Genomic DNA, 15,175 nt, shown 5'->3' on the forward strand with positions numbered 1-15,175 from the left:
GCGGGACGACGTGGCCCCCCGGCGCCGGGCCAGAGGTCCGTTCCAGCGACTCATCCGGCTTCCTCCCACAGTCTGTTCACGCGGTCGGTCGACGACCTGGTCGAGGCCCTCGGCGCGGAGACCGGGATATCCAAGAGTGAGGTCTCGCGGTCTGCCAGGACCTGGACGGCCCGCTGACCGCGCTCCGTGCCCGGCCCCTGGACCACGTCCGATTCCCGTACGTCTATCTGGACGCGACCTACTGCAAGGCGAGGGTCGAGCACCAGATCGCCTCCCACGCCGTCGTTCGACCAGACCAACGACCACACCGATAGTCACATGATCAACAACTTCTGTTAGGACCTCTTAAATCCGCTCCGCGCCAGGCCTGGCTGGCGCCCGATCTGGCGGTCCCTCTCGTCGCGAGTAGCGCCTCCCGTCTGCGGAGAGGAAACGGGAAACAGTGCCATTTACCTTGTCCGTCCAGTCAGGGGTGCCGCACTCTTTCTTGCAGCACCCCTCTGCACCTGGATGGACGGTCCTGGAGGTTTCCATGCCACAGCCGTCCATCGAGTTCGGCGCAGAGCTGAGGAAGCGGCGCTTGGGCGCCGGATTGAGTCTCACAGCACTATCCGCGGTCGTGCACTACAGCAAGGCACAGTTGAGCAAGGTCGAGCGAGGCATCAAAGCGCCCAGCCGTGATCTGGCTCGGTTGTGCGACGCCGCCCTCCACGCCAGCGGAGCGCTGATCGCTCTGGTCGCCCCGCCCGCTACTGACGTACCGAAGGAACCGGCTCCCTACGGGGTCAACGAGGAGGAGTGGGTGATGCAACTGTCACCGGATGGTTCGAGCGGCTTTCAGCCCGCAGGTCGGCGGCAGGTCGTTAGCGCCGGGGCAGCCTCGCTGATGAACTGGCGTACGGGCGGCCAGAGCCGCGTATCGCAGAGTGGGGGCGTGGGGATGCTGGATGCATCCCGTTCGCTGTTCACGCACTACCGGCGGCTCGGTCAGAGCGTTGAGCCCGGCTTCCTGCTGCCCGGGCTGATAGCGCAGACCCATACGCTGCGGGAGTTGTCCGCACACGTGGATTCCCGCACCCGCCAGGAGTTGCTGGCGCTGGGCTCCCGGTATGCCGAGTACGTCGGCTGGCTGGTACAGGAGACGGGTGACGAGCAGGCGGCGCTGTGGTGGACGCAGCGCGCGGTAGACCTTGCTGCAGCCGGTGGCGACCGGGCACTGGCCGGGTATGCACTGGTCCGGCGGGCACTGGTCACGCTGTATCAGGACGATGCCGAGCAGACCGTTGCTCTGGCACGTCGGGCGCAGAGCGGCACGCTCCCGCCGCGGATCCGGGGTCTTGCCGCGCAGCGCGAGGCGCAGGGGCACGCTCTCGCCGGCGACGGTGAGGCGTGCTTACGCGCTCTGGACCGGGCCCGGACACTGCTGGCCCGCCAGAAGAGCGAGGGCGACGCTCCCGTCATCGGCAGCATGCATCTGCCTGACTCGGTCGGCATGATCACCGGGTGGTGTCTGTTCGACCTCGGCCAGATGCGGAAGGCGGCCGAGGAATTGGACCGCCAACTTGCGCTGGTGTCGCCTGATGCGGTGCGTACGCAGGTGCGTTACGGCGTACGCCGGGCGCTGGCTTATGCGTCGCACGGTGAGATCGACCACGCGTGCGCATTGTCGGCGCCGCTGCTCGATGGAGTGGAGGCTGTCCGGTCCGCGACCGTGACGATCGACCTCCGTCGCCTCTCGCGCGTCTTGGCCCGCCAGTCCGGCCACGCCCTGGTGCGCCGGCTGGAGCCACGCCTGGCAGTGCTATCCCGACTCCCTGTCTCCTGAGAGGAACCTGGCATGCCCGACGTGTTCATCAACTACCGCACGGGGGACGGCAATGACATCGCCGCCCTGATCGACAACGAGCTTGCCAACCGTTTCGGCAAGGACCGGGCGTTTCGCGCCTCGAGGTCCATCCCTCCGGGCTCCACCTACCCCGACGCCCTCCTCATGAGCGTGCGCCGCAGCGCACTGGTGCTGGCGATCATCGGGGCCGACTGGCTCAACTTCCAGTCCAGGCTGCGCGACCCGGAGGACTGGGTCCGCAAGGAGATTGTGGAGGCGTTCAACTGCGGAGTGCCGGTGGTGCCCGTCCTCGCAGGCAGGGGGACGGAACGCCTGCGCAAGGAAAGACTGCCGGACGAGCTGGTGAGGCTGGCCGAACTGCAGTCCGTGCGGCTGGACACACAGAACAGCGAGGCGGACCTGAAGCGCCTGGGCGACCTGGTAGCCGAGATGGTTCCCGGGCTGTACGACCTCGAGCACGCCGGGGTACCGGCGCCTGGCCCCGGCTCCGTCTCCAATTCGGCCGGCGCCGTCAGCGGAACGGCCGTGCAGAGCCGTGACTTCACCGGGGATGTCGGCAATACCGTGATCAAGGGGTCGACCGGTCCCGTGCATTCCGGCCAGGGAAGCATCTACCAGGACTCGCGCCATGTTTCGGGTGATCGGCACTACTCGGGCGACGGTATGACGAGTATCGAGGGTGATCAGCGTGGTGACATCCGCCACCGGTTCGGTGACTCGGGCCAGCCCGAGGACGACGAGCGGTGAGCGATACGTTCACCACGCGCGTCGAGCAGCCCGGCGGGCCGGTGCACGCTGGCTCGGGTGACTTTTACAGCTACACCGTCAATGTGGGCCTTGGTGACCAGGAGGCGCCCGGCCGAAGTCCGCGCCGCATCGCAGATGACCAGCTCCGCCTTGTTCGGCAGCAGTTCGTCGACCCCGCCGGGATGGGCATGGCACGCCGGGTGCGCGACGGCAGCAGTACCGTGATCCTGCACGGCGCTCCTGGCAGCGGCAGGACCGCGGCAGCCTGCGTCCTGCTGTACGAGGTTCACCAGGGCGCCGGTATCTTCCGCGAGCTTCTGCCCGGGGAGGAGGAGGGGGCCCTCACCGATCCCAGTCTGGTCGGCGTCGGTGACCGGCTGCTGCTGAACCTTGCCGAGGCGGACGTCTCCCAGTGGGCTCAGACGCGCAGGGACCTGTCTGCTCTGCGCAAGGCCGTGCAGGAACAGCAGGCGCATCTGGTGGTCGTCATGCCGCATGATGGCGCCTTGGAGTCTCACCTCCAGCCCTACCGAGCCGATATTGCGCGCCCGCCGGCCATGGAGGTCTTCCGTCGGCATCTGCGGCTCCACCAGATGCCGTACGAGGAGTACCTGGTTCCCGCCCCGGCGCTAGATGAATTCCTGGCAGAACAGCCGCCGATGGAGGAGATCGCGCACTTCGCCGACCGCGTGCGCCGAGCTCGTGCCGCGTCTCCGGTTCGTGGTGGGTTCGCCGCTTGGTGCGAGCAGTCCCGCGACGCACGCACGCAGTGGCGCAAGGAGGTCGCCGAACTCGTCTCGACGAAGTGCGCCGCCCAACAGCGGGCGCTGGTGTTTGCCGCCGCCATGCTCCACGGCGCGCATGCTGACCTCGTCCACCGCGGCGCCGCACTCCTGCTCAGCACCCTCAATACGCCTCGGGACGGGGCCCCTTTACTCGAAGGCAAAGACCTGGCCGAGCGCTTGGCGGAGATCGGTGCAGCAGCCGGGCCGGATGGCCGCGTACGGTTCGCCAGGCTGGACTACGACGCCGCGGTCCGCGCCCACTTCTGGGACCACATGCCTGACCTGCGGCACCTGTTCAGCACCTGGACCGCCCAGAGTGCGGAGCTGGACGATCCGCACATCACTTCGGACCTACGCAAGCGACTGGTGGGCCGACTCGCCGACCAGTACTTGCGCACCGGACGGGGAATCGATTTGGCATTCCTGGCGGAGGAGTGGAGCGCTGCGCCCACGAGCCGTGCCCGGCTGGAGGCCGCTGTCAACACATTGGCCTGCGGTCTATACGACCCGCGGTACAGCCGAAGCCTGCGGATGCTCGTCTACAACTGGTGTAAGGGGAAGCAACTGACGGGGAACCTCGCGCATGTTCTCCTACGCACCTGCACTGACGTGATCGCCCCCACTCACCCTGACCAGGCCGTGACCCGCTTACATCACCTGGCCCGCCGGGAACGCGGCGCCACCCCCGCTCTCGATGCCTTGTGCCGCCTGGCAGCGACCAGTGCCCGACTTCGCCGCCGCATGCTCGACCGCCTCACCTGTCATTCGGCCGCACCAACCGTCGACGCCCGCCTCTTCCTGCGGATCTGCGACCCCGTGGCACTCACGGACCCAACTGGCGCACTTCGCCCGCTCATCGACGAAAAGGGCGTCCAGGACTGCGTGGTAGCAGGCTGGGCGGAGGCACTCGCCCGACTACCGCAGCCGCACTGGCAGCCGTACGCCGAACGATGGCTGCACAGAGCCTGCACTGCCGACAAATATCGCGACCGGCTGCTCGCTCTGTTGGTCGATGCCGCAGGCCGAAACGGCAGCACCCTCGCAGCGCTGTACTCGGCCGCCCGCGCCGCAGAGCCCGCCGCCCCGGGTGGACGGGCATCCGGCGCCGCAACCACCGAACACCTACTCCAGAAGATCTCCACGGCCCAGGGCCTACGCCCGCCGGCCGCACCGCCCAGGGGGACCACACGATGACCACTGGCCGCAAGACGACGATCGTTTTCCTCACCGTCCTGTGTGCCCTACTGCTGACCATCCTCGGCCTGGTGCAGGAATGGCCCACATGGGCGTGGGCCGCCCTGGCCTTCGCCGTCATCGGCGCTCCTGCGGCAGCCTTCAAGGTCGCAACGATGCGCCGCGGTTCTCTACCCTCCGACTTCACGAACTTCCTCCCCGCCGCCCCGATCGAGCGTAGGGAACACCACGTCAGCCGCGTCGCACTGCCCAGTAAATGGACCGACTACGACTTCGTGTTCTCCGCCACCGTACGGTGGCACCCTCTCGAAACCCACGGCGACGACCCCGTCCTCAACCCGGCAGGCCTCGCCGTCGAAGCGGTGCTGGACCGCGCCCGCACACTCACCGAACAGCGGGAGCCCGGCCGGGCCTCACTCGTCCAGCACGAACTGAGCGGTGCCCTCAGCAGAATGCGCCCGGACCACACCGGCCACCTCCAAGTCATGGCAGAAAACGTCACGCTCACCTTGCACGAACCCGACCAGGAACGGCTGGCCAAACTCGCTGAGATCCGCAAGGACAAGGCTGTCTGGGAACACCAGCGCACATACGAGCAGAGCAAGCGCGAATATCTGGGAGACGACGTACTCAAGGACACTGGCAGCGCGGTGGTCTGGTGGCTGGCCAAGAACGACAACCACATAGAGAAGACCGTGGCAGACCTCGGTCTCCTTGCCCAGCTCACATCCGCAGCCAACGACGCCGATATCCCCGAGCGGCTTCAGGACCGCATCCCCACGTCCAGCGAGACCTCCACGCCTGCCGAACGGGAACCGACAGCTTCTGACCACTTCGATGCCTTCCTCACCGGCATGGGCTTCACCATCGGAGATGACCGACGGGGAATGCTCACCAAGCAGATCGCCGACATCATCAGAACGCAGGACAAACACGAGACGGCTGATGAACTGCTGCGCCGCTACGACCCGCCAGCAGCCTTCACTTCCAACGCGGACGACCAGCCAGAAGAGCCAGAACACCCCAGATGACGCAGACGGCCGAATACTCGAAAGCCCAGATCTACTTGAAGGAGAACCATGGACAGCGAGTTGGCCGCGTTGACCGCGTCAGGAGCGACCACCCTGGTCTCACTCATGGTCACCGATTCCTGGACGTACGCCCGCGAACTCCTGCGGCGGTTCCTCTCACGCAACGATCCAGGCAACTCCACGATCGCCGATCTGGACGTCGCGCGGGGCAGGCTCCTCGCCTCCCAGTCCACTGGCCATCCACACGAGGCCGCCGAGACCCTCGAACAGTGGGACGCATACCTACGACACCTGTTGGAGGCCCGCGCCGTCTCCAGCGCCGAACTGCGCGAACTGCTCACGTCGTTGCAGCACCTCCAGAGCGGAGCGGCGCGGCCGGGCACCGTACGCAACCACGTCAAAGGCGGTGTACACCACGGCCCAGTCATCCAATCAGGCCGGATCACCGGACTGACCATCCACGGCCACAACCCCGACCCGCCACAGGACTGAGTTCTGCACACACAGGCTGTCGTGGGCGATCCGTGAGGCAGAGGGAAGCGGTAGCTACCGGCACCGTGGACGGAGTGGAGCTGGTGCGTCCGCCGCCCAACTCAGCTCCGTACCGCACCTTCCGTGAGTACCTGGTCGAAGTTCAGGAAAGAGGGTCGCCCTCCGGCCAGCAGGCCATTTATGGACAGCCGTCGCAGGAGTTGTCAGCGGTCACGCTTTTACCCACGATCTACATGATCAGCGTCATGCAATTCGGCTCTGGCGCTGATCTTGTGACTGGTTGCCCGGCCATTGTAAGCGGCTGGGAAACTGGGCAACTGCCGTGACGATGGCTGATGGGGCCCGGTGGGGTTGTGATCTTCGGTTGGCGGAAGCCACCCGGAGTCCCCCTGAGGCTGTGCCGACACGATGAACCCCGACGACACTCCCGCACGGCTCCGACTCGACTGTGCTCTGGACTGCTTGGACGTCACTTTTCGCGGAATGACCGCCCCCAGCGATGAGACCCAGTGTGACTGCCACTGGGGCAGCGAAGAAGAGCTTGCGCAATTGAAGATCCCGGACGTGGTGCTCGACCCGGACCTTCTGCGTCGCACCTGGGATGCCCCCGACTGGAACGACCACGGCGCGGTGCTGCGCCGTATCCTGCCTCAATTCGCCAGGGCGCTGGTCAGTGCCCTCGTGGAGCCCATGTTTGGCATGCACGAGGTCGGACGTTCGTTCATTCGCGGCCACTGGCGGCATGGCCTGAGCACCAGAGCGCGGCGGTGCGGGAGTTCCTGCGTGCCTGGTGGGCTCACACTCTCGCCGCATCGGAGCCGGCCGTCCCCGTGCATGAGGTCCTCGCGCTGTGCGCCGAGGCATCTGCCACGCTCAGCCCTTGGCTCAACACCTGGGAGGCACTCGAAGACCGCGTTGCCGACCGGCACCTGACCGAAGCGGCTGCCCACTGGGAGTACGACCTTCTGGGCGATCAACTTCCATGGGACGCGTGGGACAACGCAGATGACCTGCGCACCGACCTCGCGGCCTGGTTGGTCCGTCACGCCCCTACGCGGCTTCAAGCCCAGGACGCTCCCGAGGAACTGCTTCACCGCTACGACTCATCGGACTCACCGGCCCCGTCCGCTGGGAGGACCCACACTGGCCCAACCACCGCTATTGAGCCGGCTTCACGGCGCAGCCTTCCCTGGTATCAAGGCCGTCTTGACCTGCTGGAGCAGCCTCAGGGCGTGAGGAGTACACGCTTGCGGAGGAAGTCAAGGTTTACTCGTCCACATCCTTGCATTTTGAGTAGTTTCGTCCTTGTGGCCAGCCCTTCGACCTGGCCGGAGCTCCAGGGGTGGAGGGTCCGGCGGTGACGGCGTCGATGTCGCGGCTCAGCCCGTTGATCAGGGAGTGGAGAGCGGGCAGGTCATCGGCGAGGACGCGCTCCATCCAGGCGGGCGGTTGGTCGCCCCGCAGGTCACGCATCATGGCGGCGAAGTCGCGGACGTGGTGGGTGACGGCGTCGAGTTCGGGGCAGTTGGTCCGGAGCTCCTTGAGGTCGGCGGCATCCTGGGCGGTCAGGTTGCCGGGGTCGGTCATGATCCAGCGGACGATGCGGCGGGGCCGTGGAGCCGGGCGGTGTGTGGGTGGCGTGGCGGTGACGGCCTTGAACGGGCGGAGGTAGCGGCGGACGGTCTAAGACGTCGTTTCTAATGGTGGTTCTTTGGGGCCCGAGCTGTGCAGGGATACTGCGGTGGTGCTGTTGACGTGGATCGCTGAGGTGGCGGACGAGCCCCTGGTACTGGAGCCTGCTGACCGACGGATGGAGTGGGAGAGCAACACCTGGTCGCTGGGTGCGACAGACGAGGACAGGACGTCGTTGTCCGTCTCCAAGGTGGTGGCTGCCTTCGAGCGGACTGCTTCTGCCACCCGGGGGCGCGTTCGCGAACTGGGCTTTCCCGGGGTGGCGACGTTCTATGTGTGGCATGACAAGCAGGCCGGGCAGCTCCGGTGCGCAACCGGTTCTGTGCCCCCGGATGTGTTGCCGTTCGGCGGTACCTATGTGGCTTCCGAGGACCTCGGTCCGGTCGTCGAGGGGTTTCTGGCCGACAACGAGCCGGGCGTCATCGCCTGGTCGGAACTGGACGACGTGCAGAGTCCTGCGGAGCAGACCGAGACCGAGCCGGAGGTCATGCCTTTCCGTGTCTGGATCTACAGCGTCGGAGCCTCACACTGACTGGTTCTGCCCGTCCATGCGGACGAGTCTGCGGTGGCAGATGAGGGCCGCGGCTATGCCGGCGAAGGCAAGGAAGTGTTCAGCCTTGCGTTCGTAACGGCGGTGGAGTCGGCGGCAGCCGGCCAGGACACTGTCCTCTCGACGACCCATCGGTGGCGCCCGAGTCGCTGTGAGGACTCGATCCCTTTGCGGGCGATGCGGTGGCGGATGCCGCGTGTGCGGAGCCATCTGCGCCGGTGGTCATAGTCGTATCCTTTGTCGGCGTGCAGCTTCGCCGGACGGCGACGACGGGGTCCGCGGTGGGAACGAATGGGCGGGATACCCCGCACTAGCGGCTCAAGCCCCTGGCTATCGTGCGTGTTGGCGGCCGAGATGCCCATCGACAGTGGCAGTCCGTTCCGGTCCGTGACCAGGTGGATCTTCGATCCCAGCTTGCCGCGATCGGTCGGATTCGGTCCCGTCAGAGGCCCCCTTTTGCAGCCCGGAGGCTGACAGAGTCGATCGCGCGCCGCGACCAGTCGACCTCGCCGCGGGCGCCGAGTTCGTCGAGGATGACGCGGTGGAGCCGGGCCCAGACGCGGGCTCGGCTCCACTGAGCGAAGCGTCGGTACACCGTCGGCCAACTCGGTCCGAACACCGGTGGGGGCTGCCGCCAGGTGCAGCCTGACGTGGCCACGAAAATGATCGCGGCCAGGGCCTCGCGGTCACCGGCCCGCCGCCGGCCCCCGCCCTGCGGACGTATCACCGCCGTCGGCGGCACCACCCGCCGAAACAGCGCCCACAATTCGTCTGGCACCAGCCGCTCAACCAGATCCGTCATGCTTACGGTTCAACGAACGATCACGCCATAAGAGACGACGCCTAAGACCGTGTCCTATGTGGTGAGTCAGACGAGTCGTTTGTAGCAGCATAGCCAGACTGCCGCGCCTCGGCGTCGTCGGCCGAGCGCTCGAATCGCGCCCGTGTATTCGGTGCGAGGCCGTAGCAGTCCCGTCCGCTCTTCGCGAAGGCCGGCATCGTGCAGAAACCGACGAGGCCGGGGTTGGCGGCCCGTGCCATCCGTGCGCTCAGCAGTGGGACCTCGACAACCGGATGGGGGCGGACCGACACCCCGTACTCCTTGGGAGTCTCGCGGGCCCGTACACCCGCGAGACTGCCCACTCCCATGATCACCGGCAGCAGTACGCCAAGATCCCCGACATAGTCAGGCTGTGCCAGGAGGCTACGGCAGTCGGGGTGTGCTTGGCACCAGAAGACGGGTCAGGGCGTCACCGGCCTCAGCAGTGAGAGGGCCGGTGGCGTCCAAGCCGAGTCGGTCGGCGAGGTCACGGGCGTGGACGCGAGTAGCGGCCTCCAGCAGCGTGGCGTAGGTGTCAGTGGCGGTGCGGGTGCGCCGCCAACTGGTCAGGGTGAGGGTGGCGGTCACCGCTGCGGCAGGCCACCACCAGATGGTGAGGGGCAGATAGAGCAGGGCCCAGGCGGCCAGGACCATGGCTCGGGCGAGGGCCTGGCGGCTGGCGTTGATCTCGACGCGGTTCTCCTCGGGCAGGAGCAGCCATATGTGTGGCCAGGCCGCGGCGAAGTCGAGGTGGTGGTCGCGATCCATGCGCACAGCCACGGCATGGATGCGGTCCCCGCTCCAGGAGGGACGGTCGGGGTATTCGGGGGCCACACGGGTCATCGCCGCGTAGGCGGCGCGGCGTTGGGCCGGATCCAGCCGTTCACCGCGGGTACGGACGAGGGCGGCTTCTTCTCGGTGACGATGCCAGTCCGAGGCTGCCGCGCGCCAGAGGCGCTGTCGTCGGACGGTAAGGCGGTGGGCGAGGCGGCGCAGCACGGGCGGCCAGGTGTACCAGTCGGCGGCCAGGTGCAGTCGTTCCACCAACGATCCGATGCCTTGGGCGACGATCCCGGCGGTGGCCGACCCGGCCAGCACGGCGGCCAGCAGCACTGCCTGGCCCCCGAGAGTGGTGGCGACGGAGGTCTGGGCCCAGACGGTGATCCGGTCGGTGAGGCGGCCGACGTCGAGGGCGTGGCGGTGACCCAGGGTATGCGCAACCGTGGCCGCGGCGAGGTACAGGGTGCCAGGCAGCACCAGCAGGGAGATCCACCGCTCGGCGAGCCTCTTGCCCAGCTCTGTCAGCAGGCTGCCCATGGTCTACAGCCGCTCCCGGCGGAGTGCCGCACCGCTGATCGCGCAGTGCGGTACCGAGGCGGGCCCATCCGGCCACCAATAGCGCGCGCAACGGTCGGCCGGGCACACGTATGCGGTCTCGCCCCCGTAGCTGCCTGACGAGGTGCCGCTGATCCCCGCTGGACGCAGGCTGCGCACGCCGGTGCCCGCGTCGGCGTAGCCATACAGTCCCAGGGCGTCGCCATCGGCCCGCAATGCGGCATGCAGTACCTCCAGCGCGTCGGCTATCTGGCCATCGGCCTGCACGGCGGCGAGCAGGCCTTCCAGGGGGCCGTCGCTCCCGTCCGAACTGGTGAGCAAGTCCCTACGGATCAGCTCCATGTTGACGCATACGATGGCTAGTTGCTCAGCTGTGCGCCGAGCCGTTCCACTGGGGTCGCCGACCACTCGTCCTCCGTTGTTCCGTCGGTCACCGTTCTTCCGCCGCTGCGGGTCCGGTGGGGAGCGTAGTCGAGTAACTGACCATGCGCTGCATGGGTTTGAGGATCTAACATCGCTCCCGGTCGGGTGATCACACAGGGGTGACGTGGTATGGACTTGCTGGCCGCAGTACGGGCGCGTGTGCAGCGGATTCGCGAGACCGGCGATCTCTTGCCGGCGCTGGAACGGCAAGGAGTACGTGAAGCCCGGCAGCTCGCCGGTGTCCTCCAGGGCCACGACGGCGACCTGAACGTCCGCTTCACGCTCGGCTGGTTTCACTGGTATCGCTACCAGGCCCTGCTCGAAACGCAGGGTCATGCGGACCCGGAGCTCGAAACCGCCGTCGATGTGTTCACACGGTGTTTCACCGCGGGAACGGAGGGCCTGCCGGAGCCGTTGCTGCCCCTTCTCGCCGATGCGGTGATCCCCGATGCTCGTCGGGTCCTCGAGCATGCACAGGATTCACTCGAACCGGAAGAGGTCTTTGCCGCCGCGGCGATGTGGCAGCGAATCAGTGGGGCCACACCCACGGAACACCCCAAACGCGCGGCAACGCTGACCAGTCTGGGGTGGGCTCTGCATCTCACATTCGGTCAGACACAGTCGCTGACGGACTTGAATGCAGCCATTGATGCTGACCGGGAGGCGGTGCTCTCCACACCGGGTGATGACCCCGACTGTGCGGAGCGTCTGGGCCATCTGGGGCGAGGGCTGGGCGGCCGGTTCAATGTGACCGGGTTGATCTCGGACATCGACGCGGCTGTCGACTGCTACCAGGAGGCTGTGCTCGCCACTCCTCCGGACCACCCTGCCCGCGCGGACCGTCTGTACAGCCTGGGGCTCGCGCTGGACACCCGGTTCGCGTGCACGGGGGTACCAGCGGACCAGGACGCGGCTGTCGGTCTCTTCCTGGAGGCTGTGGAGGCCACTCCTGGCTGCGACCCTTCCCGCGCGGAGCGCTCGTACAGCCTGGGGCTCGCATTGATTGTCCGGCTCGGTCGGACCCAGGTGATCGAGGATGCCTCCCTGGCCATCGACCATCTTCTGGAGGCTGTGGAGGCCACTCCTGCTGACGATGCCGACCGCGCGGACCGTCTGTACAACCTGGGGCTCGCGTGGGAAGCCCGGTTCGATGAGGCAGGAGCGGTGGCGGATCTGAACGCGGCCCTCGACTGCTACACGGAGGCGGTGCATGCCGCCGCGATGGAGGACCCTGATCGCGCAACGTACCAGTACAGCGTGGCGATCGCGTATATGTCCCGGTTCGATGTGACGGGGGTGACAGCTGACCTGGACGCTGCTATCGACCTATTGCAGGGGCTCGTGCAGGAAGCCGACGGCGACAACCCTGAGCGGGCGACGTACCTTTCGGGGCTGGCCGGTGCGCTTTCCACCCGATTCCGTCATACCGGGGAGATGGCACACCTGGATGCGGCCGTCGACTACCACCAGATGGCCCTGCGCACGCCGGCTGTCGCGGATGACGACCGGGCGCTGCACCTGGACAACCTGGGGTTCACGCTTGTCGTCCGCTTCTGGCGGACCGGGGATGTGCAGGATTTGGATGCGGCCATCGACTGCCACCGGAAATCCGTGGCGACCACTGCCCCGGATGGCATGCAGCTCCCAAATCGTCTTGACAGCCTGGGAGTGGCGTTGTGTGCGCGCTTCCGTCGATTCGGGTCGACGGTAGACCTGGATGCGGCCACCGAGTATCACCGCGAAGCGGTGCAGGCCACACCTGCCGACTATCCCAAGCGCGCGGCGTACCTGGCCAACCTGGGGGACGCGTTGCGTGCGCGCTTCGGCCGGTTCGGGTCGGCGGCGGACCTGGATGCGGCCATCGAGTATCACCGCGAAGCGGTGCAGGCCACACCTGCCGACTATCCCAAGCGCGCGGCGTACCTGGCCGACCTGGGTAACGCGTTGCGTGCGCGCTTCGGCCGGTTCGGGTCGGCGGTAGACCTGGATGCGGCCATCGAGTATCACCGCGAAGCGGTGCAGGCCACACCTGCCGACCATGCCGCGTACGCGGGCTCCCTGTCGAACCTCGCGAACGCGCTAAGTGACCGCTTCAAGGAGGACGGGGCGACGGCCGACCTGGACTTGGCTGTCGGTCTTTTCCGGGAGGCTGTGCAGGCTACCCCCGCCGACCACCCCGAACGGGCAACGTACCTGTCGAACCTGGGCAACTCGCTGCGCGACCGCTTCGAGGAAAGTGGTGCGTTGATGGATCTGGACGCGGCCATCGAGTGCCATCGCGAAGCCGTGCACGCCGGCCCCGCCAATCATGCCGGGCGTTCGGTATCGCTGTTCAACTTCGGGATCGCCCTGCAAGACCGATTCCGGCAGACCGGAAACGCGGCAGACCTGGACACAGCTGTGTCCGCCTGGACCGAGGTGGCGGAAGCCGAGCCGGCCGTACCCTGGATCCGCGTCAAAGCAGCGTGGCTCGCGGCGGGTCTGCTGGCGGCGCACGACACGGGGCGGGCAGCGGATCTGGCGGAGGCTGCGGTGCGACTCATGCCCGCGGTCACACCGCGCCGGCTCGCGCAGGGTGACGTACACCATGCACTGATCCAATTCGCCGGACTCGCTGATGATGCCGCCGCCCTGGCGCTCTCCGACACGGCGGGGAGCGCCAGCGAGCGTGCGACGCGAGCTCTGCGACTACTGGAAGCGGGACGTGCCACGATCCTCAGCACGGCGCTGGACGCCCGCAGCGACCTGACCGAACTACGCGAACGGCACCCGGAACTCGCGGAACGGTTCAGCGCACTACGTGATCAGCTCGATCAGCCCGAAGACACGTTTGCCCCAGGCAAGGAAACCAAGGAAGAGCCCTCGGCAAGGCGGGATCGCCTGTCACAGGACCGACATCGCCTGGCAGCGGACTTCACCGCGACCCTGGCTGAAATCCGCGGTCTTGACGGCTTCCATTCCTTCGCTAGCCCACCCACAGTCGAGGAGCTCCTGGCCGAGACCTGGCAGGGACCGGTGGTGGCATTCGTCATCAGTGGACACGGAAGCGCTGCTCTGCTCCTGACCTCCACGGCCATTACCCATCTCGAACTTCCGCAGCTCACCGTTGACACCGTGATCGAGAAGGTCACCTCTTTCCAGGACGCACTGTCGATGGCGATATCGGGCGAAGGCAAACCCCGACGGCAGCAAGGGCAGGCTCAAGTGGTCACCGTGCTGGAGTGGCTGTGGGACAGCGCCATGGAACCGGTGCTGGACGCTCTTGGTCACACCGGCCAACTGGCAGCCGACGACGGATGGCCCCGGATCTGGTGGGCACCAGGTGGACTGCTGGGGCAGCTGCCACTCCATGCTGCCGGCCACCACACTGCCCCACCTGGCGACCGACGCAGTGTCATGGACCGGGTCATCTCCTCCTACACCCCCACCGTGCGCGCGTTGCGCTCTGCCCGCGAGCACATCCGGCGCTCGACAACGGCGCCGTCGGCGTCCGCCCGGGGGCTGATCGTCTCCATGCCCACCACCCCTGGCCTTCCCCACGAAGGCCGACTGGACTTCATCCGCGACGAGGTCGCCACAGTGCAGGGGCATCTGTCCGAATGCGTACTCTTGGAGGAAAGCGGCACCGGTGGAGAAATCCCTGAGTCTCGACTGCCCACCAAGGCAAATGTCCTGTCGGAACTGCGGAGTTGCTCGATCGTGCACTTCGCATGTCACGGAGACAGTCATCCCATCGACCCGTCCCAGAGCCTGCTCCTCCTCCACGACCACGCTGATGATCCGTTCACCATTGCCAGCCTCGGCGCCGTTCAACTCGGTGGGGCAGAGCTGGCCTATCTGTCCGCCTGCCGTACAGCGGCCATCGATGTCCCCGCGTTGGCCAACGAAGCCATCCACCTGACTACTGCCTTTCAGCTTGCTGGCTTTCCCCAGGTCATCGGCTCCCTCTGGGAAATCAATGACGAGAGCGCGGTCATCGTGGCCGACAGCTTCTACACCCAGCTGCACACCAGCGACAACGTACTCGATACACGTAGGGCCGCCGAGGCGCTGCACAATGCGGTACGAGCGGTGCGGGACGCAAATCCGCGCATCCCGTCATTCTGGGCTGCCTACCTTCACAGCGGTGCCTGACCTTATTCTTAGTACTCCCGCAGCACTTTGACGTTTTCCCTGTTCAGGGGCGGTTCGGGCGAGTGTCGTGGGCCGGGTGCCGGCCCGTGTTCTCTTTCCCGAACCGCCCCTCGATCGTGTGCAGCC

11 protein-coding genes and 2 pseudogenes are annotated in these 15,175 nt (G+C 66.8%); 9 read left to right on the forward strand and 4 right to left on the reverse strand.

From position 1 onward, the window contains the following. Positions 1-78 precede the first annotated feature (78 nt). The 7 genes and pseudogenes from HTV45_RS03560 to HTV45_RS03595 form a co-directional block, all read left to right on the forward strand. Positions 79-284: pseudogene (locus tag HTV45_RS03560) on the forward strand (transposase); the annotation flags it as partial. A gap of 248 nt (positions 285-532) precedes the next feature. Next, positions 533-1,825: a helix-turn-helix domain-containing protein gene (locus HTV45_RS03565; protein WP_215204116.1), complete on the forward strand. Its 1,293-nt coding sequence runs from the start codon at positions 533-535 to the stop codon at positions 1,823-1,825. Between the two features lie 12 nt (positions 1,826-1,837). Next, on the forward strand, positions 1,838-2,593 hold the full coding sequence (locus HTV45_RS03570) for a TIR domain-containing protein (protein WP_215204117.1): 756 nt from the start codon (positions 1,838-1,840) through the stop codon (positions 2,591-2,593). Then, positions 2,590-4,572, forward strand: coding sequence for a hypothetical protein (locus tag HTV45_RS03575; protein ID WP_215204118.1), 1,983 nt, complete (start codon positions 2,590-2,592; stop codon positions 4,570-4,572). Before HTV45_RS03570 ends, HTV45_RS03575 begins: the two co-directional genes overlap by 4 nt. Continuing rightward, entirely contained in the window at positions 4,569-5,603 is a 1,035-nt protein-coding gene (locus HTV45_RS33895) for a hypothetical protein (RefSeq protein WP_251691216.1), read from the forward strand. The genes HTV45_RS03575 and HTV45_RS33895 overlap by 4 nt, the downstream gene beginning before the upstream one ends. 48 nt (positions 5,604-5,651) lie before the next feature. Continuing rightward, complete coding sequence (locus HTV45_RS03590) at positions 5,652-6,095, forward strand: hypothetical protein (RefSeq protein ID WP_215204119.1); 444 nt, start codon at positions 5,652-5,654, stop codon at positions 6,093-6,095. Between the two features lie 74 nt (positions 6,096-6,169). Further along, positions 6,170-6,421: a hypothetical protein gene (locus HTV45_RS03595; RefSeq protein WP_215204120.1), complete on the forward strand. Its 252-nt coding sequence runs from the start codon at positions 6,170-6,172 to the stop codon at positions 6,419-6,421. A 940-nt stretch (positions 6,422-7,361) separates the two neighbouring features. Here HTV45_RS03595 and HTV45_RS03600 read toward each other — a convergent pair. Continuing rightward, entirely contained in the window at positions 7,362-7,682 is a 321-nt protein-coding gene (locus HTV45_RS03600) for a hypothetical protein (RefSeq protein WP_215204121.1), read from the reverse strand. A 154-nt stretch (positions 7,683-7,836) separates the two neighbouring features. On the opposite strand from HTV45_RS03600, the gene HTV45_RS03605 reads away from it, so the two are divergent. Further along, positions 7,837-8,319 carry a hypothetical protein gene (locus tag HTV45_RS03605; RefSeq protein WP_308309098.1) on the forward strand — a complete coding sequence of 161 codons (483 nt, stop codon included), beginning with the start codon at positions 7,837-7,839 and terminating at the stop codon, positions 8,317-8,319. Here HTV45_RS03605 and HTV45_RS03610 read toward each other — a convergent pair. The 3 genes and pseudogenes from HTV45_RS03610 to HTV45_RS03620 all read right to left on the reverse strand — a co-directional run bounded on the left by HTV45_RS03610 (position 8,311) and on the right by HTV45_RS03620 (position 10,834). Next, a pseudogene (locus HTV45_RS03610) lies at positions 8,311-9,139 on the reverse strand (IS5 family transposase). The gene HTV45_RS03605 and the pseudogene HTV45_RS03610 overlap by 9 nt on opposite strands. Before the next feature lie 402 nt (positions 9,140-9,541). Continuing rightward, a complete protein-coding gene (locus HTV45_RS03615) occupies positions 9,542-10,474 on the reverse strand; it encodes a hypothetical protein (RefSeq protein WP_215204122.1) in 933 nt (310 codons plus the stop codon). 3 nt (positions 10,475-10,477) lie between these two features. Then, complete coding sequence (locus HTV45_RS03620) at positions 10,478-10,834, reverse strand: hypothetical protein (protein WP_215204123.1); 357 nt, start codon at positions 10,832-10,834, stop codon at positions 10,478-10,480. Positions 10,835-11,044: 210 nt separating this feature from the next. Between HTV45_RS03620 and HTV45_RS03625 the strand changes: the two genes are divergently transcribed. After that, positions 11,045-15,049: a CHAT domain-containing protein gene (locus HTV45_RS03625; protein WP_215204124.1), complete on the forward strand. Its 4,005-nt coding sequence runs from the start codon at positions 11,045-11,047 to the stop codon at positions 15,047-15,049. The last annotated feature ends 126 nt before the right edge of the window (positions 15,050-15,175 follow it).

The sequence above is a fragment of the Streptomyces sp. CHD11 genome, assembly GCF_018638295.1.
Classification (GTDB): domain Bacteria; phylum Actinomycetota; class Actinomycetes; order Streptomycetales; family Streptomycetaceae; genus Streptomyces.